The organism is Citrobacter sp. Awk 2 (assembly GCF_028069815.1).
Lineage (GTDB): Bacteria > Pseudomonadota > Gammaproteobacteria > Enterobacterales > Enterobacteriaceae > Citrobacter.
In genome coordinates this window covers 24102-47011 of the sequence record NZ_JANEWL010000029.1, presented here as the reverse complement: position 1 = coordinate 47011, position 22910 = coordinate 24102, and the positions used below count along the sequence as shown (strand labels likewise).

The 22910-nt window shown below is 52.8% G+C and carries 21 protein-coding genes; 4 read left to right on the top strand and 17 right to left on the bottom strand.

Annotated features, from left to right (window positions below; translation table 11 throughout):
* Positions 1-104: 104 nt before the first annotated feature.
* The 4 genes from kduD to NNO02_RS09980 all read right to left on the bottom strand — a co-directional run bounded on the left by kduD (position 105) and on the right by NNO02_RS09980 (position 4417).
* Positions 105-866, bottom strand: coding sequence for a 2-dehydro-3-deoxy-D-gluconate 5-dehydrogenase KduD (gene kduD / locus NNO02_RS09995; protein ID WP_005123393.1), 762 nt, complete (start codon positions 864-866; stop codon positions 105-107).
* A gap of 57 nt (positions 867-923) precedes the next feature.
* A complete protein-coding gene (gene kduI / locus NNO02_RS09990; protein WP_005123391.1) occupies positions 924-1760 on the bottom strand; it encodes a 5-dehydro-4-deoxy-D-glucuronate isomerase in 837 nt (278 codons plus the stop codon).
* Between the two features lie 491 nt (positions 1761-2251).
* The gene (locus tag NNO02_RS09985) at positions 2252-3430 is read right to left on the bottom strand and encodes an acetyl-CoA C-acetyltransferase (protein ID WP_271442356.1); all 1179 of its coding nucleotides are present in this window, start codon (positions 3428-3430) and stop codon (positions 2252-2254) included.
* Between the two features lie 102 nt (positions 3431-3532).
* On the bottom strand, positions 3533-4417 hold the full coding sequence (locus NNO02_RS09980; RefSeq protein WP_271454695.1) for a LysR family transcriptional regulator: 885 nt from the start codon (positions 4415-4417) through the stop codon (positions 3533-3535).
* A gap of 102 nt (positions 4418-4519) precedes the next feature.
* Between NNO02_RS09980 and NNO02_RS09975 the strand changes: the two genes are divergently transcribed.
* Together NNO02_RS09975 and NNO02_RS09970 are read left to right on the top strand one after the other, a co-directional pair.
* Positions 4520-4975 (top strand): multidrug/biocide efflux PACE transporter, encoded by a 456-nt coding sequence (locus tag NNO02_RS09975; RefSeq protein ID WP_271454694.1) that lies wholly within the window; start codon positions 4520-4522, stop codon positions 4973-4975.
* Between the two features lie 142 nt (positions 4976-5117).
* The gene (locus NNO02_RS09970; RefSeq protein ID WP_271454693.1) at positions 5118-6347 is read left to right on the top strand and encodes an amino acid permease; all 1230 of its coding nucleotides are present in this window, start codon (positions 5118-5120) and stop codon (positions 6345-6347) included.
* Between the two features lie 865 nt (positions 6348-7212).
* Here NNO02_RS09970 and rcnR read toward each other — a convergent pair.
* Positions 7213-7485 carry a Ni(II)/Co(II)-binding transcriptional repressor RcnR gene (rcnR, locus tag NNO02_RS09965; RefSeq protein WP_005123385.1) on the bottom strand — a complete coding sequence of 91 codons (273 nt, stop codon included), beginning with the start codon at positions 7483-7485 and terminating at the stop codon, positions 7213-7215.
* 121 nt (positions 7486-7606) lie between these two features.
* Between rcnR and NNO02_RS09960 the strand changes: the two genes are divergently transcribed.
* Positions 7607-8539, top strand: a complete 933-nt coding sequence (locus tag NNO02_RS09960) for a nickel/cobalt efflux protein RcnA (protein ID WP_271454692.1) — start codon at positions 7607-7609, stop codon at positions 8537-8539.
* Positions 8540-8592: 53 nt separating this feature from the next.
* Here NNO02_RS09960 and NNO02_RS09955 read toward each other — a convergent pair whose 3' ends face one another.
* The 7 genes from NNO02_RS09955 to NNO02_RS09925 form a co-directional block, all read right to left on the bottom strand.
* Positions 8593-9975: an amidohydrolase family protein gene (locus NNO02_RS09955; protein WP_271454691.1), complete on the bottom strand. Its 1383-nt coding sequence runs from the start codon at positions 9973-9975 to the stop codon at positions 8593-8595.
* 12 nt (positions 9976-9987) lie between these two features.
* Positions 9988-10938, bottom strand: a complete 951-nt coding sequence (locus tag NNO02_RS09950) for a carbamate kinase family protein (RefSeq protein ID WP_271442351.1) — start codon at positions 10936-10938, stop codon at positions 9988-9990.
* Between the two features lie 26 nt (positions 10939-10964).
* Positions 10965-12515: a xanthine permease gene (locus NNO02_RS09945; protein WP_137382677.1), complete on the bottom strand. Its 1551-nt coding sequence runs from the start codon at positions 12513-12515 to the stop codon at positions 10965-10967.
* A gap of 117 nt (positions 12516-12632) precedes the next feature.
* Positions 12633-14051 (bottom strand): DUF1116 domain-containing protein, encoded by a 1419-nt coding sequence (locus tag NNO02_RS09940; protein WP_137382676.1) that lies wholly within the window; start codon positions 14049-14051, stop codon positions 12633-12635.
* Positions 14051-15598, bottom strand: coding sequence for an acyl-CoA synthetase FdrA (gene fdrA / locus NNO02_RS09935; protein ID WP_271454690.1), 1548 nt, complete (start codon positions 15596-15598; stop codon positions 14051-14053). Before fdrA ends, NNO02_RS09940 begins: the two co-directional genes overlap by 1 nt.
* Positions 15576-16451, bottom strand: a complete 876-nt coding sequence (locus NNO02_RS09930) for a DUF2877 domain-containing protein (protein WP_271454697.1) — start codon at positions 16449-16451, stop codon at positions 15576-15578. Before NNO02_RS09930 ends, fdrA begins: the two co-directional genes overlap by 23 nt.
* A 39-nt stretch (positions 16452-16490) precedes the next feature.
* Entirely contained in the window at positions 16491-17096 is a 606-nt protein-coding gene (locus tag NNO02_RS09925) for an ankyrin repeat domain-containing protein (protein WP_271442348.1), read from the bottom strand.
* A 392-nt stretch (positions 17097-17488) separates the two neighbouring features.
* Between NNO02_RS09925 and NNO02_RS09920 the strand changes: the two genes are divergently transcribed.
* A complete protein-coding gene (locus NNO02_RS09920; RefSeq protein ID WP_271454689.1) occupies positions 17489-18418 on the top strand; it encodes a LysR substrate-binding domain-containing protein in 930 nt (309 codons plus the stop codon).
* 35 nt (positions 18419-18453) lie between these two features.
* Here NNO02_RS09920 and NNO02_RS09915 read toward each other — a convergent pair whose 3' ends face one another.
* The 5 genes from NNO02_RS09915 to pgaB all read right to left on the bottom strand — a co-directional run bounded on the left by NNO02_RS09915 (position 18454) and on the right by pgaB (position 22906).
* Complete coding sequence (locus NNO02_RS09915; protein ID WP_101741591.1) at positions 18454-18726, bottom strand: GNAT family N-acetyltransferase; 273 nt, start codon at positions 18724-18726, stop codon at positions 18454-18456.
* A gap of 11 nt (positions 18727-18737) precedes the next feature.
* Entirely contained in the window at positions 18738-18968 is a 231-nt protein-coding gene (yjdI, locus tag NNO02_RS09910; protein ID WP_005123368.1) for a 4Fe-4S mono-cluster protein YjdI, read from the bottom strand.
* 82 nt (positions 18969-19050) lie between these two features.
* The gene (gene pgaD / locus NNO02_RS09905) at positions 19051-19557 is read right to left on the bottom strand and encodes a poly-beta-1,6-N-acetyl-D-glucosamine biosynthesis protein PgaD (RefSeq protein WP_271454688.1); all 507 of its coding nucleotides are present in this window, start codon (positions 19555-19557) and stop codon (positions 19051-19053) included.
* The gene (gene pgaC / locus NNO02_RS09900) at positions 19554-20888 is read right to left on the bottom strand and encodes a poly-beta-1,6-N-acetyl-D-glucosamine synthase (RefSeq protein ID WP_040232145.1); all 1335 of its coding nucleotides are present in this window, start codon (positions 20886-20888) and stop codon (positions 19554-19556) included. Before pgaC ends, pgaD begins: the two co-directional genes overlap by 4 nt.
* On the bottom strand, positions 20885-22906 hold the full coding sequence (gene pgaB / locus NNO02_RS09895) for a poly-beta-1,6-N-acetyl-D-glucosamine N-deacetylase PgaB (protein WP_137382670.1): 2022 nt from the start codon (positions 22904-22906) through the stop codon (positions 20885-20887). Before pgaB ends, pgaC begins: the two co-directional genes overlap by 4 nt.
* Positions 22907-22910 lie beyond the last annotated feature (4 nt).

Below are 22910 nucleotides of genomic sequence, written 5' to 3'. Positions count from 1 at the left end.
TGTAATTATGTATGGATTAATTTATAAACAGAATATGGATTAAAATAACTTAAAACCAAAAAAAACCCTGCCATTGGCAGGGTTTGTTGATGCTGGACGATAAATTAACGCGCCAGCCAGCCACCGTCGACCGCAACGGTATAACCGTTAATGTAGTCAGATGCGCTGGAGGCCAGGAACACAACAGGCCCCATCAGATCGCTTGGCAGACCCCAACGACCCGCTGGGATACGATCGAGAATTTCGGCGCTACGCTGCTCATCAGCACGCAGCTGCTGCGTGTTATTGGTCGCCATGTAACCCGGTGCGATCGCATTCACGTTGATGTTATGTTTTGCCCACTCGTTGGCCATCAGACGCGTTACGCCCATTACGCCGCTTTTTGACGCGGTATAAGACGGAACACGAATGCCGCCCTGGAAGGAGAGCATGGAGGCGATATTAATAATTTTACCGCCGTTACCCTGGGCAATGAAGTGCTTCGCCGCCGCCTGAGACATAAAGAACACGCTCTTAATGTTCAGGTTCATCACGTCGTCCCAGTCTTTTTCACTGAAGTCGATAGCATCTTCACGACGGATAAGACCGGCGTTGTTCACCAGAATGTCGATATGACCGAATTCTGCAACCGCACGCTCCAGCAGTGCCGGAATACCATCAATCTGACGCAGATCGGCGGTCAGGCTTAAAAAACGGCGGCCCAGTGCAGTAACACGTTCGATGGTTTCAGTCGGCTCAACAATGTTGATACCCACGATATCACAACCCGCTTCCGCCAGACCCAGTGCCATCCCCTGACCCAAACCGGTGTCACAACCCGTCACAACGGCGACTTTACCTTCAAGAGAGAATGCATTCAAAATCATTGTAAATCCTTATTTTTTATAATGCCCGTCACAGACAGGCTGAGTAGCCGCCCGCGACTAGCGCAGATCTTTGACTGCAACGTGGTCCATATCATCAAAGACCTGATTTTCGCCAACCATACCCCAGATGAAGGTATAGGCTTTCGTACCAACGCCAGAATGGATAGACCAGCTAGGGGAAATTACCGCCTGCTCATTGTGCATGACGATATGACGCGTTTCCTGAGGCTGCCCCATCATGTGGAAGACACAGGTGTCTTCTTCCATATTGAAGTAGAAATAGACTTCCATACGGCGTTCATGGGTATGGCACGGCATGGTGTTCCACAGGTTGCCTGGCGCCAGTTCGGTCAGGCCCATGCTCAGTTGGCAGGTTTCCAGTACGTCCGGCACAAAATACTTGTTGATGGTACGGCGGTTACTCGTGAGATCATCACCCAACGTCACTGGCGCAACGTCGGCTGGGGTCACTTTTTTGGTTGGATAAGTCATGTGTGCCGGCGCGCAGTTATAATAGAACTTGGCGGGTTTTGCAGGGTCAATGCTTGCAAAAACAACTTCTTTTGCCCCTTTACCGACATACAGCGCATCGCGATGACCAATTTCATAGCACTGGCCGTCAACAGTAATCGTGCCCGGCCCACCGATGTTGATCACGCCTAACTCACGACGCTCCAGGAAGTAGGTTACGCCCAGTTGCTTACCCACTTCGCCACCCACGGATACGGTTTTTCCCACTGGCATAATGCCGCCAACAATAATGCGGTCAATGTGGCTGTAGACCATGGTGTATTCGTCAGCAACAAACACTTCTTCTACCAAAAACTCATTACGCAGCGCCTGGGTATCCAGGGTTTTAGCATGCGCACTATGGATGCTTTGTCTTACGTCCACATTTACCTCCAGTGATAAATTGACCGTGAATTCTTGAGCGATAGCAAAACGCCGTTCCGTTTTACCTAATGCGTTCATGATATCCCTCCCGGAACGGGTTTTCAATTATAACTAAAACGATGTTTCACTTTTTCCGCATCTTATTATCAAAAGTGTAATTGCGATCACGCTAGCCTGGGTAATCTACGAAAGCAGCATCAAAGAAAACAGATAAAACACAAATAAAACAGCAAGTTATAAATAACCAGCAAAAAGTGGATAATAAGAGGTAAAAGAAGCGCTGTGAAAAAACAGCCCTGCTGAAGAGGAATTCACACACCTTTTCTTACAAAGTGCGTTGTGAATCACACGAAATGAAACGACGTTTTGATAAGTTAACGTTGTTTTAGAGTGGATGTTTCTGTAACTGGCCTTGCCCTCCTTGTGGAGGGCTTTTTTACATGAACCGGAACTGCGCGGTGGTGGTGTATCTGACAGGGGATTTTAAAGACTTAATCACGTTCGATGGCAAGGGCGACACCCTGGCCACCACCAATACATAACGTTGCCAGCCCTTTATGCGCACGGCGTTTAACCATCTCGTGGACCAACGACACCAGAATACGGCAACCAGAGGCACCAATTGGGTGGCCGAGCGCAATGGCCCCACCGTTCACATTCACCCGCCGCTCGTCCCATTCCAGCATTTTCCCAACGGATAATGCCTGCGCGGCGAATGCTTCATTGGCTTCAATCAAATCGACATCCGCCAGTTGCCAGCCGACGCGCTCAAGGCAGCGACGCGTCGCGTACACTGGCGCAATCCCCATGAGTGCGGGGTCAACGCCGACGCTGGCAAACGCGCGAATACGGGCCAGTACCGGTAAATTCAACGCCTGCGCTTTGGACTCGCTCATCATCATCACGGCGGCAGCACCATCGTTTATCGATGACGCATTACCCGCCGTTACCGACCCAAGCCTGTCAAAAGTAGGGTCCAGACGCGCCAGCCCTTCGGCGCTGGCATCGGTGCGCGGTTGCTCATCGGTATCCACCACAAAGGATTGCCCGTTTCGCTGGGTCACCACGGGCACGATTTCATCTTTAAAGCGTCCAGCGTCGATTGCCATCCGCGCTTTGTGCTGAGAACTCAGCGCGTAGGCGTCCTGTAATTCGCGGCTGATACCGTATTCCCGCGCCAGGTTTTCCGCGGTAACGCCCATATGGTAGTCGTTGAAAGCATCCCACAGACCGTCGTGCACCAGGCTGTCAACCAGTTGACTGTTACCCAGTTGCGCGCCAGTGCGGCTGTCGGTGAGGACGTGCGGTGCGCGACTCATGTTTTCTTGCCCGCCGGCTATCACGATATCAGCTTCACCACACTGGATAGCCTGAGTCGCCAGGTGCAGCGCTTTCAAACCTGAACCACACACATCATTAATGGTAATAGCGGAAACGGTATTGGGTAATCCACCATTGATAGCAGACTGGCGCGCCGGGTTCTGTCCGGCCCCTGCAGTGAGGACCTGACCAAGGATCACCTCATCAACGGCGTGAACATCCACGCCAGTGCGTTCCAGTAATGCCCTGACCACCATGCTGCCGAGCTCAACGGCAGAGTGGCGCGCCAGCGTTCCCTGGAAGCAGCCAATCGGTGTCCTTAACGCCCCCACTATCACAACCTCTTTCATCACCACCTCAGCGCAAAATAACATCGCAATAGTAGATGATTGTTAAAGATAGTTATCGTAGTTGTTTAAAAATGGTGATTTTTATCACAAAGGAAATAGGTATCATTTATTCGTCATCGCGACGCCACTTTGCTGCAAATGGTCACGTAACCAGCTTCCCGCTACCCCCGGAGGGGATTTCTTATTCCATAACAGATCGATTGAGATAGCTTTTGGCCAACCCGGTATCTTCAACTGAACCAGTGGTTTTTCTGCCGCAAACTCTTCCACCAGCGCGCAAGGTAGTGCGCACCAGCCAAATCCCTGTACCGCCATACTCAGCAACAACAGATAGTTGGGAGCAGACCAGACAGGGCCACGTGCGACGTTGGTCCCACTTTCCAGATAAGTATTCAGACGCAGTTCGCGCCAGGTGTGGAGCTGCTCCCATTGCAGATTTTTTTGCGTCGCCAGTGGATGCGGGGCCGCAACGTACAGTCCCATCCAGGTTTGCATCGGCAAACGCGTGACGCCCATATCTGTCGGATAATTTTCTCGCGCTTCGATCAGCCCAACCTGCGCACGTCCTTTTTGCAGCAAATCAATCACATCTTCATCTTCACCAATCAGACATTCAAATTCTGTGTGGGGGAACTTGCGGTCAAACTGCACCATTAATTCTTCCAGCACATCCGGATGCAGCGTGTCCGAAAGCACAAAGGTCAGACGCGCTTCGGTATCCCCCGACAGCGAAATCGCCGCTTCATCCAGACGCTCGCTGGCTGACAAAATCGCCTGTACGTAGCCAAGCACCCGCTTGCCTTGTTCGGTAAGCGTTGGCTGACGTGACGAACGGTCAAACAACGCAAAGCCAAGATCGGCCTCCAGATGTGCAATCGCCGTGCTGATGGTGGACTGGCTTTTACGTAGCCGCCGGGCCGCCGCAGAAAATGAACCGCAGGACACCGTCTCAACAAATGCCGTTAATGCTTCAGGGGAGTAACGCATGAACTATCTACTTTATCGATGGATACTATCTTTTAGATATCACATAAAACGATAAAATTGCCACCATTCCGTTATCCGGGCATCAAAGAAGGTTTTTAGGTTATGCAACACGATACTGTCCAACGCCGCTCGTTAGTGGAGCGCATTTTTCATGCTGTCTGTTTTGAGGGCATTGCTACCGCGATTCTTGCACCAACCACCGCATGGTTGATGCAGCGCTCGGTACTGGAAATGGGCGGGCTGACCATTCTGCTGGCAACGACAGCAATGATCTGGAATATCATTTATAACGCCCTGTTTGACCGCTTTTGGCCATCACACCTGGTAAAACGTACGGCGAAAGTCCGCGCATTTCACGCCTTAGGCTTCGAGAGTGGTTTTATCGTCATCGGGGTCAGCATCGTGGCGTATGTACTGAACGTTAGCCTGCTTCAGGCATTCACGCTGGAAATAGGTTTCTTCCTGTTCTTCCTGCCATACACCATGTTCTATAACTGGGCTTATGACACATTACGCGAGCGCGTAATGAAGCGTCGTCAGCTGCGCGTTACTGCCTGATAATTCAAAGAATAGTCGGAATTTTCTCAATTCCGGCTATTCATCCATTCACCAGCCCACTTGTTCACACCTCCCCCAGCCCCTCTCATTTGTGGTAAATTGCGCTTCTTTTTGTTTATTTTATAGTTGATACGTTCAAATAATGTCGAAATTTTGGTCAAAAGAAGAGACTCTCTGGAGCTTCGCACTATATGGGACTGCCGTCGGCGCAGGAACCCTCTTCCTCCCCATACAGCTGGGTTCTGCAGGCGCAGTGGTACTTTTTATCACCGCACTCGTCGCCTGGCCTTTAACCTACTGGCCACACAAGGCGCTGTGCCAGTTTATCCTGTCATCAAAAACCTCTGCAGGTGAAGGGATCACCGGTGCAGTCACCCACTACTATGGCAAGAAGATAGGCAGCCTGATCACGACGCTTTATTTTATCGCCTTCTTTGTGGTGGTGCTGATCTACGCTGTCGCGATCACCAATTCACTCACCGAACAGTTGGCAAAACATATCACGATTGATCTACGCGTTCGTATGCTGGTAAGTCTCGGCGTGGTGCTGGTCCTGAATTTAATTTTCCTGATGGGTCGCCAGGCCACCATCCGGGTGATGGGCTTTCTGGTATTCCCACTGATCGCGTACTTTCTGTTTCTCTCGCTGTACCTGACCGGAAGCTGGCAGCCGACGCTACTCACCGGCCAGATGTCTTTCGATCAGCACACGCTGCATCAGGTATGGATCTCGATCCCCGTGATGGTTTTCGCTTTTAGCCATACGCCCATTATCTCCACGTTTGCCATCGACAGACGAGAGAAATACGGCGAGCAGGCCATGGGTAAATGCAAAAAAATCATGAAGGTCGCCTACGTCATCATCTGCCTGAGCGTACTGTTTTTTGTCTTTAGCTGTCTGCTTTCTATTCCGGCAAACTACATTGAAGATGCCAAACATGAGGGTGTAACCATCCTTTCGGCGCTGTCGATGATGCCCAACGCACCGGCATGGTTGTCGATTTCCGGGATTATCGTTGCCGTGGTGGCGATGTCAAAATCGTTCCTTGGCACCTACTTTGGCGTGATTGAAGGGGCGACAGAAGTCGTAAAAACGTCACTGCATCAGGTAGGCGTGAAGAAAAGCCGGGCCTTTAACCGCGCCCTGTCCATTATGTTGGTTTCGGCCATCACGTTTATCATCTGCTGCATTAACCCTAATGCCATTTCAATGATTTACGCGATCAGTGGCCCGCTCATCGCCATGATTTTGTTTATCATGCCGACTTTATCGACCTATCTGATCCCGGCGCTGAAGCCGCATCGTTCAGTGGGTAACCTGATCACCCTGATTGTCGGTCTGTTGTGCGTATCGGTGATGTTTTTTGGCTAAATGACGTTATCAACGGCTCATTCTCCTGAACGGGGGGCAATGTCGTTCAGCTAACGACCCAGTTTCAGAAAGTATCAACCTGTGTTGGCGGAAGTAATGAACATGCTATCTCAGAGAAAAGGTTCCGTTCACTCATGTTCATCGCGTCTCTGAAGCACCGATTCATGTGAACGTGCAAGGGAGGCTCACCGCCGCCTCCCTTGCATCTCTGGCTCCCGGCACGGAAAATCGTCGCTGCGCGATTATTCGCCCCATCCCTGGGGCTCACCCCTTCGGGGCCATCGCAAGCGCTGTTCAAAATTGCTCCGGCAATTTTGTCATTCGTCTTATGCCGTCTGCCTGTCGGGTCGGGGCCGAGCCTGCGTCCCTGCAGGCCGTCCCCTCTGCCCGCATCCCTGCGGGCAGCCCCGGTCAGCCGTCAACGCCTTATCGATTTTCAGCCGGATATGGGCCATCGCTTCAACTCTCTGATTTTCAGTTAAATCTGTTTTGCTGTTCAGATATATTCAAATAAAAATACAGATGGTCAGGCGTGGCTGGTCCGGCTGAAAATTGCCGACGTGTTTCCGTAAGGCCGGGAGAGCCAGCATGGATGCTGGCTCAGGGCGCGCTTTGCAGGGACGCTACCTCGCGCCCGGCCCGATAGCCTGGAGGAATAAGCGGAGGGTATTGCGCAGCAACAATTTTCCCGCCGGGAGCCGGGATTGTAAAGGGCGTGGCGGAAAACGCCCTTTACACGTTCACGGGTATCGGTGCTTCAGATAAATGACACTGCTGAGGTGAACGGAACCCTGAACAAGAATCACATGTTCACCCGACATGCTTAGCTGGACGGTATTGAACGTGGATGAGCCGTTAAACTGACTTATTTGATGTAAGAATCCAATACCTTCAGGACCACATCCAAATCCTCTTCACGCTTTATTTCATCGCCCTGATGCACAATATGCTCGGTCAGATGACCTTTAATCACCTCACGCATTAATCCGTTTACCGCACCGCGGATCGCCGCAATTTGCTGTAACACAGCCGCGCATTCATGCGGTTCATCGAGCATGGTTTTCAACGCCACTACCTGGCCCTGAATCTTACTGGCACGGGCTTTGAGCTTCTGTTTGTCGCGGATCGTATGTGACATAGCATTACCTTAATTAACGTAAATCCGTAGCGACAATACCATCGACATTCTACTGGGGGGTAGTATTTGATACTGGGGGGGAGTAGAATCAAGCGAAATTAGACAACTAAGAATCATTCTCATGGGTGAATTTTCTACGCTTCTTCAGCAAGGCAACGCCTGGTTCTTCATTCCCAGCGCAATTTTATTGGGGGTGTTACACGGCCTGGAACCGGGACATTCAAAGACAATGATGGCGGCGTTTATTATCGCCATAAAGGGGACTATCAAGCAGGCAGTGATGCTGGGGCTGGCGGCTACCCTGTCGCATACGGCCATAGTATGGTTGATTGCACTCGGCGGAATGTATATCAGCAAAGCGTTCACGGCCCAGGCCGTCGAACCCTGGCTACAATTTGTCTCTGCGATCATTATTTTGGGCACTGCATTCTGGATGTTCTGGCGGACCTGGCAAGGCGAGCAGAACTGGCTGACTCAAACACATCACGACCATCATCATGATCACGACCATGACCATGACCACGCTCATCACCATCATCACGAACATGACCACGATCACGATCACCACCATCATCACGAACATGACCACGATCACGATCACCACCATCATCACGAACATGACCACGATCATAACCATGCCGCGTTGGCAGGGCTGAGCGAGGGTTCGAAAGAGTATCAGGACGCGCACGAACGCGCACATGCCAACGATATCCAGCGCCGTTTTCAGGGTAAAGAGGTGACCAACGGGCAAATTTTACTGTTTGGTCTGACCGGTGGCCTGATCCCGTGTCCTGCGGCTATTACCGTCTTACTGATTTGTATCCAGCTCAAAGCCTTTACGCTGGGGGCAACGATGGTGCTGTGCTTTAGCCTCGGACTGGCGATAACGCTGGTAACGGTAGGGGTTGGCGCGGCTATCAGCGTACAACAGGCGGCGAAGCGCTGGAGCGGATTTAACACACTGGCGCGTAAAGCGCCCTATTTTTCCAGCGCACTCATCGGCATGGTCGGACTCTACATGGGGATTCACGGCTATCTGGGGATCGTCGGTTAACAGCCAACAGAGGGAAACGCGCAGCAACCTGTGCCGCTGCGCGTTTAGCAGGACTAGCTTGCGACGCTTCCCCACACTAGCTGCCCTTTGTGGAAGGTCGCGGTACGAGGGGAAATCCTCGCGACCGCTTCCGCAGAGCAGGACGCATCGACCAGCACAAAACTTGCGTCATCCTGTGCTTTCGGCCACACACGTTCGCCTTTATCGTTCAGCGGCAGTACATCACCTGTGGCGAGGAATAGCGCGCGCGACAGGTTGAGTTCGTTCGGGCGAATATACAGCTGAGCATACAGATTGGCTTTCTCCAGCATATCCCCCAGCCCATACGGCGACCAGTGGTCAATCACGCTGTCGGTGCCGGTAATCACCTCCACGCCTTTATCACGCAGCTGTTTCAGCGGCATGTGCAAGGTGCCGATAGGTACCGTCGAGGCAATGGTAATCTGCTGCGCCGCCATACGGGTTGCCAACGCATCAACCTGCTGTTCGTTCAGCGTTGCCAATGCGAAAGCATGGCTGATGGTCAGTTTGCCCTTCAGCTGTGGCGTTTTCTCCACCGTCTCCACCATGTAATTTACCGCCGCCACACCTGCCGGGCTGGTTTCATGCAAATGGATATCCACACCTTTATTGTAATCGAGCGCAATCTGGAACATGGTGTCGAGGGATTTTTCCATGGCCCCATCGACGCTGGTCGGGTCCAGACCGCCCACGTACTGTGCCCCCGCCTGCATTGCTTCACGCATCAGCGGTTCAGACTTCGATAACAGCAGACCATGCTGGGGAAACGCCACGATTTCACAAGCGAAACCGGGCTGACGACGCGCCAGTACCGCCTGCAAGTTCTCCAGATTTTTCAACCCGGAAACTGGCTCAATATTACAGTGGCTGCGGGCAATCGATGTCCCTTTTGATTGCAGTAGATCGATAAGCTTTTCCGCCCGCTCCTGAGTATAAGGCTGCAGTTCAGGCAGCAGCTTTTGTTCCAGGCGGATCATATCCTGAATGGTGGTGCCCGCCGGACGGTTCAATGAGCGCCACGGGCCACCGTAAAAGGTTTTATCCAGATGAATGTGCATATCGCGCATCGCGGGTAGCATGAGCTTTCCGCCCGCATCGTAATGCGGCAGCGCCGCATCCGGATGCTGCTTATTCTCGCGTAGCGCAACAATCTTCCCGTCCTGAATTTCAATGGTTTGCAGTGCAGTACGGGTATGTACCACCACGGCATTTTCGTAATCAAATCCCGCTTCCAGCAGAACGTTATCAAGGTAGTAGTGTTTATCGTTAATCGTCATGGTGTTCTTCGCCCCGCAGGCTGTCCCGACAGGATTAGCAGCATACGCGACTGGTGCTACTGCGCCAAACAGCGCAGCAGCAGTGACCATTTTTCCGCTCTGACTTAAAAATTCGCGGCGGCTGTTACTTTCCTTCATTCGCATCTCCTCTCAGGAATGGACAATGTGGGTACCCGTTTCACCGCGCAGTGCGGCAGGCAGGCATTCCGGCGTGGTGATGATCACCCGCTTACCGCCACGAGCCAGGAACGTCAGGCTGGCGATAATTTTGGGTAGCATGCTGCCTGGCGGGAAGTGACCTTCCTGCATGTAACGGGTCATTGCCGCGATATCCACTGTATTCAGCGCCTGCTGGTTGGGCTTGCCGAAGTGAATACACACTTTCTCTACGCCAGTGGTGATCACCAGAATGTCGGCGCGGATCTCCTGCGCCAGCAGCGCAGTAGAGAGATCTTTATCAATCACTGCGTCCACGCTGTGATAATCCCCGTGCTCGCTACGGACTACCGGAATCCCGCCGCCGCCTGCGCCAATCACCACAAAACCTTGCTGAGTCAGCGTTTTGATAGCCTCTGCTTCAACAATACGTTTGGGTTCAGGGGAAGCCACAACCCGCCGGTAACCGCGCCCGGAATCCTCCACAAACCGCCAGCCCGGATTAACCCGCAGCAGCTCGTCACGCTGAGCTTCACTGAAGAATGCGCCGATAGGCTTGGTTGGATTCGCAAACCCTGGATCGTTCTTGTCGACTTCTACCTGCGTAACCACCGTCACCGCTTTCTGCTCACCGCGTCGCGCCAGACGGTTATTCAGCGCCTGTTGGATCAGGTAGCCAATACCGCCCTGAGTATCAGCGACGCAGTTTGCCAGCGGAGTGAGCGGCAAGCCTTCGCGTTCGTGCGCGATTTCAGCACGCCGTAGATCCAGCCCCACCTGCGGCCCGTTACCGTGTGTCAGCACAATGTTGTAGTCCGATGCCAACATCTCCAGCACCGTGTCCGCCACCGCTTTCACCGCTTCAGCCTGGTGCTCAATAGACTGGCTGGCGTTATCTTTGATAATGCTGTTGCCGCCAATGGCAACGACCACAAGTTCTTTCATCGTATTTTCTTCCGCTTGCAGGCGATTCAGGTTGTTTTCGTCGGTTCCTGCTCAGGCGCAGTAGCCGCTTCACGACTGTCGAGAATATGTTTGACGACGAACATGCCGCTCATCATCAGGTAGGCCACAACAAACATCATCGAGCTGCCTTCGGCAAAACCCACTGCCGGGGAGTGAATCACACCAAACAGCGACAGCAGTGCACCGAAGGCGGCGGCAATCGCCCCACGTAACGGCTTGTTCATAATGGCGAAGATAGCGACACAGCCCCACAGCATACTGGCCAGCGGCGCACCGCTTCCCAGATGCACCAGCCCGTCGTAGTACACGCCTTTACTGTGCAGCAGGTCACTGCCCAGTTTCCCCGCAGAGGTTCCGGCGGCCCCCATCACGCTGTTAACGATGGTCAACGCCCAGTTGGCAATCCACGGGAACAGACAGATGAAGATGACGGGAACCTCGACTTTGGGGGTTTCTCGTACCACCTGGTTGGCGGTTACCACGCCGATAAACACCAGAATCGGCACTATCGCGGTCATCGGAATAATGGCGAGCATAAACGCGCCCAGCCCAAACAGCGGTACCAGGAACATGGTGATACCAGATGCCAGGGTATAACCGATGCTGGCACCCATTGCTTTCCAGCCCGCGTGCCCAACATACACCGTCACCGGGAACGGGTTACCCAACATGCAGCCAAGCATGGAGGCAAAACCGTTCGCCATCATAACTTTACGGGTGTTGTACTCATCGCCCGCGGCGTGCGCACTTTCAATATTCTCGAGGTCAAAAATATAGTTCGCCAGACCCAGCGGAACTGCAGAAGCCAGATACGGCAGCGCATGCGGTAATCCTTGCAGGAAGCTGTCGACATGGATTTCTGGCGGGTTAAAGCCAAAAGACGACATCGAGGCTTTAATCGCTTCCGGGCTTTGCAGACCGGAGATCCATGCCAGGGCCGTACCGGCAATCAGCAGCAGCAAACCGGTCGGAATGCGGGCAAAAATCGGTTTCTTACCGAACCAGTTGATGAAAATCAGCAACAGGACGATGAAAGAAACGGTTGGCGCTTCAAACGCCTGCAGCATGGGGTTCATCGCCAGCAGCAGCAACCCCAGGCCGGACAGACAAGACAGCAGTACCGTACGCGGGATCATCTTGCGGATGGTCTCACCCAGGAAGGAGCCACCCACCAGGATCAACGCTTCCACAAAACACCACACCAGCGCGATTTGGATAGCGAAGTTGGCATCTTTGGTTTGCTGATAAACCGGCATCAGCACCAGGAACGTCACGGTAAAGATTGACGGTGCGCTGGGACCGGACGGCAACGCCGTTACATCATTACGGCCGGTGTGTTTTGCCATCTGCAAACCAAACCAGGCGTAACAGATACTGGCCACCAGCACCGCCAGACCAAAGGCAGGCGCAATGCGGCCGTAAACTATTTCAGTCGGGATGCCGACAACAAAAATGAGCAGCCCCATCATTGTCAGCAGGTTCGTCAGGTTGTTGGTCATCAGCCCGAAGTAAGCCGCCCAGTCACCACGTTTCCATTCTAGTTTTATGCTGTTCATGGAATATCCTTTACAGGTTAAGCATCGTTTGCGATCACGGAGATCGCCCAGCCCTGCAGGTAAGCAACGTTTTTCGCTTCGCTACCGTGGGGCTAACGGTGTTAGCCCCGGTTATTGTTATGAGCAGTAGCGGTCACGCCAGTTGAGGATCGCCTTTTCAAAACAGGCGAACGGCGGGTGTACAATTCCGGCACCGATCATGCCGATCCCGGCATCTTTATGCGCAATCGCGGTATTGATCACCGGCAGAATACCGGTACTACCTACGCGCGTAATGTCGATAGCGGTCGGTACGCCCATAAAACCAAGCAGTGGAATGGTGACGTTGGGGTTTTCGCCGAGAGTGATTTCTCGCATCTGGCGAGAGAAATCAACGGCTTCTTCAACCGTACCGCCCACCAGCGCCACGATGGCCGGTGCCGTCGCCATCGCGAAACCACCAATCCCGTAGGTTTCGGTAATCGCGCTATCGCCGATATCGCGCCCGGAATCTTCCGGCTTATAGCCCGCAAACATCGGACCAATCACCTGCTGCGCCGGACCGGTAAACCATTGACCCGGTAAACCACTGATGCGCAAACCGAACTCAACACCGTTACGCGCCATCGTCGTCACCACGGTGCTGTATTCGATACCGTGTGCAGCGTCCATCGCCGCTTTACACATCGCCATCCAGGTCGGGCCGGAGAAGTAATCGCTGCTGAGGACAAACTCGAACACTTCCCGCTGTTGCTCAACCGGATAGCCGGTCTGAATGATCCACGGCGTCAGCGCCTGAATCAGCAGTGCGGTACCGGCATTGTTGCGGTTATGGCATTCATCCCCCATGTGCAGCGCCTGCGCCAACATCAGACGCAGATCGATTTCACCTGCCAACTTCATCGCGTCACGCAGCATTGGGCCCATCACATCGCGCATCCAGTTCAGACGATCGATAACGCTCTGATCGTTCGCCCCCATACGCAGGATCTTCGCCATCTGCTCGCTCATATTGGTATATGCGCGGTTGCCGTAGGTTTTGTTCTCAACGATGTGCATGAACATTGAGGCAGAGGTGACGCCCGCCATCGATCCCACACAGTCATGTTCGTGGCATGGGGAGAAGATGATTTCACCAGAAGCTGCCAGTTCTGCGGCTTCATCGAGATCTTTTGCCAGTCCTTCAAAAACCAGCGCCCCGGTGACTGCCCCTTTCATCGCACCGCACATTTTTTCCCAACGGATCGGCGGCCCGGCGTGCAAAATGGTGTTACGGGTCATGCCCGGCACCACGTTAATGGCCTGGTCATACCCCACCAGCACCGGATGTGACTGGATAATGCGTTCCAGCGCCAGCTGATTAGCGGCAGCAATTTTGTCTGCCAGCGGAGAATCGGCAATCTGATCCAGCGCCGCGACCACCTGCATGTTACCCTGCCCTGGCGGAGTCCAGTCGAGTTGGGTCACAGGTACGTTCTGCTTTTTCAGGTCATCGCTGAACATCGCGATGCCAACGTTAATCACATTCAGCGGCTGGTTAAACAGTGTCTGGCTCATCAGGCTTCCTCCCCTTTACAGATAAATTCACGCGCCAGCAATCCGGTGTTGGTGCTACTGCTCGCCCAGATAACCCCGGCATCGGTCAGCATCTGGCACTGTTTTTCCAGTGACGGTGTATCCTGATCGGTTCCCAGCACATAGCCGAGAATTTCAAGCGGACGCCCCTCTGCCGCGGCGATCGCTTTGGCTTCAACGATCGCCTCGAGCATCACGCCAACCGGATCTTCGTGCGATCCAAAGCCGAGGACGAAATCCATCACGATCACGCCAACTTCAGGATCGCGCGCTTCCTGCAACAGGCGACTAATGCGGTTGGTGGGATCGATCATCGGATGCGGTTTACCGTTGGTGAAATCATCATCACCGAAATCGAGGAAGGTATGTGCGATACTGCGGTTGAGATCCTGTAGACGGAATGCCGGGTCCGGATGAATGTTGCTGTATACTTCGGCGTGTTTTTCCATGGCGGCAAACATCGCTTCATCGCACAGCGTGCCGCCACAGAACAGCCCACGAATGTACTTTTGCTGTGGCGTCAGACGGGCGCGGACCTCTTCAATCAGCGGCCAGTTCAGCGGATGCAGGTCCAGAGTCTCTTTTTTCACACCCGTCAGCAGTACCGCTTTCAGCGCAGCTTCTTTTGTGCCACGTGCGAACTGCAGCCCCGCTTCATCCGCAGGAGCGGCATCACGTCCGAGGAAACAGACCACGACCGGTTTGCGGCAGGCACGTGCGCGTTCCAGTACCTTGCGGGCCACCGCAGGCGCAGGCGGTTTGGAGATCAGTGCAATGATTTCGGTTTGCGGATCGGCTTCCAACATGCCCATCGCGTCAAGCATCATCAGACCACCAATTTTCTCGCTTAGATCGCGTCCACCCGTACCGATCAGTTGGGAAATACCGCCGCCAAACTCATGAATACGCACGCTCAGTTCCTGGCTACCGGTACCGGATGCCCCTACAATGCCAATGTTGCCGCGACGTACCGCATTACCAAAACACAGCGCCGCGCCGTTAATAATGGCGGTCCCGCAGTCTGGCCCCATCATCAACAGCCCTTTTTCGTGTGCCAGCTGCTTAAGTGCCAGTTCGTCCTCAAGAGAAACGTTGTCTGAGAACAGCATCACATTGAGGTTATTTTGCAGTGCCTGACGTGCCTCACGTGCGGCAAACAGACCGTTAACCGAGATAACCGCCAGGTTGCTGTCAGGTACGTGTTTTTTAGCACTGGCGAGCGTGGCGTAGCGCGCTTCATGCTGACCGCCCTGCTCTTTATGCGTGAACAGATCCTCAATCGCCACCAGCGTCTGCTCGTTCGCCGCTTCACTCGCGCCTTTAATGACAATCATCAGATCGCCACTCTTCGCGTCTTCCAGCTCAGGCGTGAGCAAGCCAAGATTCTTCAGCACGCCCTTGTTCATTTCTGTCGCCATTGCTACGAACGCCTGCTCCACACCATCGAGCTTATTTGCGCGTGTTGAAATAGACATCAGTGAGACAGAATCAAAATACGTATTCTTTTTAACAACTATCCTGATCGACATAATTCCCTCCGGACCTGTGGCTCAGGGCGCAGGCATCCGCCATGCCGTATAGCATGTCGCAGCCAGAACTTGAGCCGATATTTTTAATATCAGTTATATATTGCGTAGAAACGTGTTGTTGCTCATTAATAATATGGTTCAGCAGTCGTGCGACACTTTCCCGATAGCGCTGATGAAAAGCCTCCTCCAGCGTAATTTTACTGAGTAATGTCGTATTATTTCCGTCACGCTGCAAGGCGGCTAAAAACTCTCTCCGATATTTTTCCAGCGGGTGTCCTGGAATAAATAAGATAGTACTTAGACCTACTAAATAATCATCGGATGATGGCGTCAGCCCAATACCCAGACCAATTAAACGGCTGACGGCAGCAGAGATATTTTCTCCTGTGTTCAGCGCCGTCATTAATGTCTGGCGACGCTGTAGTAATTCGCGGGTGATCTCCTGATAAAACGGGTTGTCACCCTGGTACAGAAATAATGTGTCATCGTTTTTAAGCTGTTGGCGGATATCCTCTTCCCAGCGCTGCCACCGAATAGCTGAGAACGCGGTTGCATCTGGCGTCCACTGTGGCATTCGCCACGGCAGGCACCCGGAAATCTCTATCCACTTATCCTTACCAACGACAATCCCTGATTCGGTAAAACTGACCGGCTCACCGGGATGAAACAGGTCTTCACAATGCGTCAGCGCCAGCCGACAGCTATTGGGCGCGTTATCACAGCCTTCACTCAGTAACGTCAATAATCGCTGCTGCTCGGGTATGAACAGATTCACCGCGCGGGAAAATACCTGTTCTACTCGCCCGGTTCCCCGGAATGAAAGAAACGCGCCGTCTGCGGTTAGCGCCCGAATGCATCGCCGTGATGACGTGGCGATAGCGGCGCTCCTCTGTCAGGCTCCGGCGGCAATCAGCAGCTCGGCAATTTCGTGATACCCCTTTTCCCTCGCCAGCTCTAGCGGGGTTTTACCGTATTTATCCGTCATGTGCGGGTTCGCGCCATGGTCGAGCAGCAGCTTGACGATTTCCTGCTGCTTCGCACCACCGTCATTGAGTACGATAGCTTCCAGCAGCGGCGTCCAGCCAACGAAATTAGTGTGGTTGACGTTAATATCGGTATGCAGCAGCAGCTCACGGACGATCTCAACATGACCTTTCTCACTGGCAGGCGTAATGCCGACACCGCCAAAACGGCTCAGGCGCTCAAGATCCGGGTTAGCCGGTAATACCGTGCGCAGCAGTGTTAAATCATTTGTCAGGCAGCTAATCAGAAATGGATTAAAACAGGTTTGATCTTGTTTATTAATATCAGCACCGGCAGCAATCAATAAAGAAACGCAGTCATAATGTTTATTCAGGCTGGCAATAATAATGGCAGTACGGCCCTGGCGGTTGGTGGCATTAATATCCACATTTTTTTCCAGACAGGATTTTAATCCTTCGGCGTTACCCTGTTCTGCCGCCAGCAGAAATTCAGTAATAAGTTCTTTCTCTGACATAATCACTCTCCTGCAGTTTTTTAGACTCTTCGTATTTCCGATAACCTGAGAATAGCAACAGAGTTTAGAGAATAACATCCGCTTAAATTTCATTCATCGTAAGCGTGTCGATTGTTGAATCAAATTTAATAATGAGAGTAAAACGTGCTGTAGTGCAATCTTTCCCTTATGGCTGAAGCCATTTTAGCGGTGAATCAGAGCCTGGGGAAATCAGGCGGCATGCAGCACAAATAGCGGGTCGCAACTAAAATACAGAAGTGTGATTGCCTTCAAATCAAATGTAACTCTAGTGTTAAATTCTGTTCAAAACTGATTGCTCTCGATAAGGATTACAAATACATTCAACAATCATCGTATCGTGGACATCGCAGCATGGCCTGAGGGGAGAACGGATGAATTCAATTTTTACCGAGGAAAACCTGCTGGCCTTTACGATGGCAGCGCGCTATAGCAGCTTCAGCAAGGCCGCTGAGGAGCTTGGCTTAACAACGTCGGCCATCAGCTACACCATCAAACGCATGGAGATGGGACTCGATGTGGTGCTGTTTACCCGCAGTACCCGCAGCATTGAGCTCACCGAGTCCGGTCGCTACTTCTTTCGCAAAGCAACCGACCTGCTGAATGACTTCCACGCCATCAAGCGCAGCATCGATACCATCGCCCAGGGTATTGAAGCCAGGGTACGCATTTGCATTAACCAGCTGTTGTATACCCCACAGCACACTGCCCGGCTGTTACAGGTGCTCAAAAAGCAGTTTCCGACCTGCCAGATAACCGTGACCACCGAGGTCTATAACGGCGTCTGGGACTCGATCATCAATAACCAGGCCAATATCGCTATTGGCGCGCCCGATACCCTGCTGGACGGCGGCGGGATTGATTACACCGAAATCGGTGCGATTCGCTGGTCGTTCGCTATCGCACCGGATCACCCACTGGCGTTTATGCCTGAGCCAATTTCAGAAAGTCAGTTGCGTCTGTACCCAAACATTATGGTGGAGGACACCGCGCACACCATCAACAAGAAGGTCGGCTGGTTGCTGCACGGGCAGGAATCGATTCTGGTTCCTGATTTTAATACCAAGTGTCAGTGCCAGATTCTGGGTGAAGGCATCGGTTTTTTACCGGACTATATGGTACGCGAAGCGATGGAAAAGTCGCTGCTGGTCACGCGACAGATCCATAACCCTCGTCAGGATTCACGCATGCTGTTGGCAACCCAGCACGCGGCAACCGGTCGCGTAACACAGTGGATTAAAAAAGAGTTTGGCCCACAAGGAGTACTGACGGGGATATATCAGGATCTGCTGCATCGGCAGTGATGTGCCGGATAAGACTATCCGGCGGAAATCAGTCTTCAGGCGCGAATATCGTCGTACTCGCGCGTTTTATCAAACTCATGTTTGGCAAACGGACACAGCGGGATCACTTTGCGGTTTTCGGCGCGCATTTTCTCCACCACCTTCGCCACCAGCAGTTTACCCACGCCCTGACCTTTCAGACTGGGGTCAACATCGGTATGCTCAATGATGCTCAGATGCTCACCTGTCGGCACAAAAACAATCTCGGCGACCTGCTTGCCTTCAGCATCGTTAACATAAAACTTGTTATGGCCTGCAAGAATTTCCATGGTTCCCTCACTTATTTCTGGCGATATTTCAGCGCACCACTCGGACAGGTATCAATAACCCTGATAACCGTCGCAACATCGACTTCATCCGGGATGATCCACGGTTTACGCTTCAGGTTGAAAAGTTTTGCGCTTCCCCGAACGCAATTGCCCGAATGTTGGCACATCCCCGTGTTGAAATAGACATCGATCTTCTCGCCGGTATAGGCCCGGTAACCTGCATCCAGTAGTTCCTTATCCACGACATTGCCTCGCATTTTTTTATTGTCTGGGTCTAATCATAGACCCATGCGAGGCTGAAGGAAGCGGCTGAAAGCAGAAATATCACTCGGCCCTTGTGTGCAACGACGGCTGCGGCTCCATCGGCAAATACTCCAGCATCGCCGGTGTTGGCGGCGGCAGGCGATTATCGGCAATATCTCTGTCCACATCGATATGGCTGATCTCGCCATTCTCATGATGGTGAACCGTCAGCACCCTCGCTTTGTTCAGTTCTGTAACCAGCTCGCGGGTAATGCGTAAACTTTCGGCCAGCTCATGGTCTTCCAGACCCGGCCTGCGGCTGCGTCGCTCCACCCGGAAACGAAACTGGTTGTACTTCGCCCAACCAATAAGCACCAGACCATTGACCAGGGCGATAAGGATATAAAACGTGACCGTATCCAGCGTGGTGAAAAAGGGTCGCACACCCATATACGGTGAATGCGCCAGGGCTGTGATCAGCCCTTTATAGATCAAATAGATAAATCCAACCCATGCGATGGCCGTCAACAACACATCGATGATGCGCGGCAGCAGACGCCGTTCGGTAAAAATCAGCGGTTGGTTCATGATTCAATCCTCCCGATACCGCGGTCAGGACTCACCCAGCGCGCCCTGCCGCGTTTGCGTTTAAGCATCACTTTGGGGAAAGCCACCAGCGTAGTGAACAGACTCAGCATCCAGTACACCACCGGGAACCAGATGATCCAGAACAACGAGGCGCCAATGCCTTTTTCATAGCGTCGTTCAATCATCAGACTCACCGCGAACTGCAACAGGCAGACCACGCCGAGGATAAGTCCAGTGAAGGCTGGCGGGAACAGATGCTGAACATACAGCGTGTCTGGCATTGGGAATAGCAGCCCTAACAGGAACAGCACGATACTAACCGCATAAGCAAATGCCCAGGCGGTAGAGAAACAGAACTCAAGGAACAGTGGCCACATACGGCGGAATTCCCACGACCACAAGCGGCGCATGTTAACGATAAACACCTCCGCACCACCTTGTGCCCAGCGCAGGCGCTGCTTCCACAGTCCTTTCAATGTTTCAGGCATCAGGATCCAGCACAGTGCGCGTGGCTCAAAGAATACCGACCAGTGGCGCAATTGCAGCTTCCAACTGATGTCGATATCTTCGGTGATCATGTCCGGGCTCCAGTAACCAACTTCAGCCAACGCCCGGCGACGAAACGCGGCAACGACACCTGAAACAGTAAATATCTGCCCGTAGACTCGCTGGGTACGCTTGATTAAGCCGATAATCGACGAGAACTCACCGACCTGTACACGGCCAATTAACGTCGAACGGGTGCGAATACGCGGGTTACCAGTCACCGCACCAACGCGCGGGAACTGGATAAGCGGAGCCACGATATAGGCGACCGCATCACGATCCAGTAACGCATCCCCATCGATGCAGACCAGGTAATCACTGCGCGCTGCTGCTGCACCGGTCTTAAGCGCCAGGGCTTTCCCCTGGTTTTCCGCTAAGTGAATCACTCGCAGGCTGGGGTACTCTGTTGCCAGCTGTTCCAGTACATCGTGCGTGTCATCTGTCGAACCATCATTGATGGCAATAACTTCAATATTCTTATATCGCTGAGCCAGTGCAGCCTCGATCGTCTCACGCGCATTGATCCCTTCGTTAAAACACGGGATCAAAATCGAGACCAGCGGATTTCCCTCCAAAGTAGGCGGTGGCGTTTCATCTCCCCATTTCCAGTGACGCTCACGGTAAAACCAGAAATAGACCCCGCCGCTTATCCACAATGCAGACATGAACAAGGGCCAGAAGAAGACAAAGTTCAACATCACTTCACCCGTGAAGACGACAGCCACGCCAAACGGCAGGCTGAACATCAGGCAAAGTATCAGGAAAGCAATTATGCGATCGGTCATTTTTGCGGGTACCAGTATGAGGAGAACGTCGAACGAATCTCTGACATCTCAGGTTTATCGCTGATGAAATCATCCGGGTAATAGCCGTAGTTGCCTGCGCCGCTTAACTTAAGCTGACGCATCCATTCGGCGAGTTGTTTACCACTGATTTCGGCCTGTTCCCCGGATTTACGCCAGTCGCGTGCCTGCAGTTCAAACACGGTTTTATCCAGCGCGCCGGGCGTCTGTGCAACAGCATTCACCAGTCGGTCGAGCCAGGCGTTAGCATCATTAGCCGGAATTTTTTCCATGAATGGCATCGCCATGGGGGCTGTCCAGTCATAGGTATTCAGGAAGTCATTCAGGTTTTGTGCAAACCAGGCTTCACTTTCAGGTTCCAGTACCGGCATAGCATAGATATTACGGGCGGTTTGCACCTGCGGACCGCGAATATTGCGTACCGATTGCGTCAACTGCTTAGTGAAGTCGATCAGCATCTTACTTTTCAGGCGAGTCCAGCGCTCAAACGCCTGAGGGTTATTACGGATTTGCTCGATGCTTCCCGGAAGTCCTGCGGCACGGTAGGCGGCTAACGCCTCCGGCGACGCATCTTCAAAATCCGTCAGGAAGGCATCATCATGGAACAAGATGCCTTTGAAGCTGGCGTGCTTCGCCAGGTCTTCATAGATCTCGGTAATGCGTTTACGCGCTTCGCTATCCCACGGAGAAAGACGCACATACTGTTCACGATCGATAGCCGTACGTCCGGTTTTTGGATCCCATGCCGTTACACGCGGAATTGAGGCATCCAGATCGAAAGCCAGTACCGGCATCCAGGCGTACACGGTAACCCCAGCACGGGTTTGTAACTGCCAGGAGATATAGTTAAACAGATCGGCGCGCATCGGCAGCCAGCGGTTAGGGAAATAGACCTCGCGAATATTCCCGTCGCCCTGCGGATCGGCATATGCCTGCAGGAAGACATGAGAGATACGCATGTCATAAACACGCTGAATCAGCTTATCGATGTTTCTCTTCTGCTGGGCGGGATCTTTGTCATAGACGTAATCCAGGTCGACATGCATCACGCGCATCGTCTGCGGTTCACGCACCTGAGCAACCTGGCTGGCAAAACGCTTGAGCGATGGGTTATCAGAAATCAGTACGCGCGGGATATCATCAAGGAATGCCGCATTCGCCAGCCCTTCATTGAGCGTAAACGCCATCTTATAACCTTGCTCTTTGGCCAGGTTTAAAGTCGTCCCGCTGGCGGCACCGTAGGGCCAGACCCAGGCACGTGGCGATTTCCCCGTTACCGCTTTAATTTTATTGGTAATCAAAGAGATATCGGTATTAATACGGCGATAGTATTGCTCGTCCGTTTCGTAAGTGCCGGTTTTCTTATCGTAAAGACGGTTTGCCACAGCAGGTTCTTTACTTCCCTGCGGGTTCGCCTCAGCACCGAAATGCGAGTTCCAGGTATGCGCGCCGATTTCCACCAACGGCGATTTGCCCATTTCCTCGACCATCTTCCAGGTGGCGAATTTGTCGCGCGCCGTCATCAGGCCACCAAAATCGACTTTTTTGTCCGCAGGGGCATCCACCCAGCTTCCAACCGGTGCCCAAAGGGCTGGCCAGTTGTAGGCTTTCAGCAGCGGCCAGACGCGGGTATAGAAACTGCTATACCCGTCATCAAAGGTGAGCAGAACGGCTTTTTCCGGCAGCACGATTTTACCGTCATGAGCATCCAGAATTTGCTGGACGCTGATCGGGTTATAACCATTATCACGCAGCCAGGCTATTTGATCGCTCAGCGCGCTGGTACGCACAGAGAGGTAACGCTGATCGGCTGCATCATCCTCTACATCGTGATAGCCGAGAACCAAAAAACTATTTTTCGGCCACGGGTGATCGGCCGTCAGCGGCGTTCTCTCATCAGGAGGAACATAGCGAGGCGTCGTATTGTGCGCACTGCTGCACGCGGTAATCATCAACCAGCCAGCGATGAGTGCGCTAAGCCATAGGCATCTTTTCAGCATGAAC

Coding starts and splice junctions, on each gene's coding strand:
- kduD (WP_005123393.1), bottom strand. CDS start 866: ATGATTTTGAATGCATTCTCTCTTGAAGGTAAAGTCGCCGTTGTGACG.
- NNO02_RS09985 (WP_271442356.1), bottom strand. CDS start 3,430: ATGAAAGAGGTTGTGATAGTGGGGGCGTTAAGGACACCGATTGGCTGC.
- NNO02_RS09980 (WP_271454695.1), bottom strand. CDS start 4,417: ATGCGTTACTCCCCTGAAGCATTAACGGCATTTGTTGAGACGGTGTCC.
- NNO02_RS09975 (WP_271454694.1), top strand. CDS start 4,520: ATGCAACACGATACTGTCCAACGCCGCTCGTTAGTGGAGCGCATTTTT.
- NNO02_RS09970 (WP_271454693.1), top strand. CDS start 5,118: ATGTCGAAATTTTGGTCAAAAGAAGAGACTCTCTGGAGCTTCGCACTA.
- rcnR (WP_005123385.1), bottom strand. CDS start 7,485: ATGTCACATACGATCCGCGACAAACAGAAGCTCAAAGCCCGTGCCAGT.
- NNO02_RS09960 (WP_271454692.1), top strand. CDS start 7,607: ATGGGTGAATTTTCTACGCTTCTTCAGCAAGGCAACGCCTGGTTCTTC.
- NNO02_RS09955 (WP_271454691.1), bottom strand. CDS start 9,975: ATGAAGGAAAGTAACAGCCGCCGCGAATTTTTAAGTCAGAGCGGAAAA.
- NNO02_RS09950 (WP_271442351.1), bottom strand. CDS start 10,938: ATGAAAGAACTTGTGGTCGTTGCCATTGGCGGCAACAGCATTATCAAA.
- NNO02_RS09945 (WP_137382677.1), bottom strand. CDS start 12,515: ATGAACAGCATAAAACTAGAATGGAAACGTGGTGACTGGGCGGCTTAC.
- NNO02_RS09940 (WP_137382676.1), bottom strand. CDS start 14,051: ATGAGCCAGACACTGTTTAACCAGCCGCTGAATGTGATTAACGTTGGC.
- fdrA (WP_271454690.1), bottom strand. CDS start 15,598: ATGTCGATCAGGATAGTTGTTAAAAAGAATACGTATTTTGATTCTGTC.
- NNO02_RS09925 (WP_271442348.1), bottom strand. CDS start 17,096: ATGTCAGAGAAAGAACTTATTACTGAATTTCTGCTGGCGGCAGAACAG.
- NNO02_RS09920 (WP_271454689.1), top strand. CDS start 17,489: ATGAATTCAATTTTTACCGAGGAAAACCTGCTGGCCTTTACGATGGCA.
- NNO02_RS09915 (WP_101741591.1), bottom strand. CDS start 18,726: ATGGAAATTCTTGCAGGCCATAACAAGTTTTATGTTAACGATGCTGAA.
- pgaD (WP_271454688.1), bottom strand. CDS start 19,557: ATGAACCAACCGCTGATTTTTACCGAACGGCGTCTGCTGCCGCGCATC.
- pgaC (WP_040232145.1), bottom strand. CDS start 20,888: ATGACCGATCGCATAATTGCTTTCCTGATACTTTGCCTGATGTTCAGC.
- pgaB (WP_137382670.1), bottom strand. CDS start 22,906: ATGCTGAAAAGATGCCTATGGCTTAGCGCACTCATCGCTGGCTGGTTG.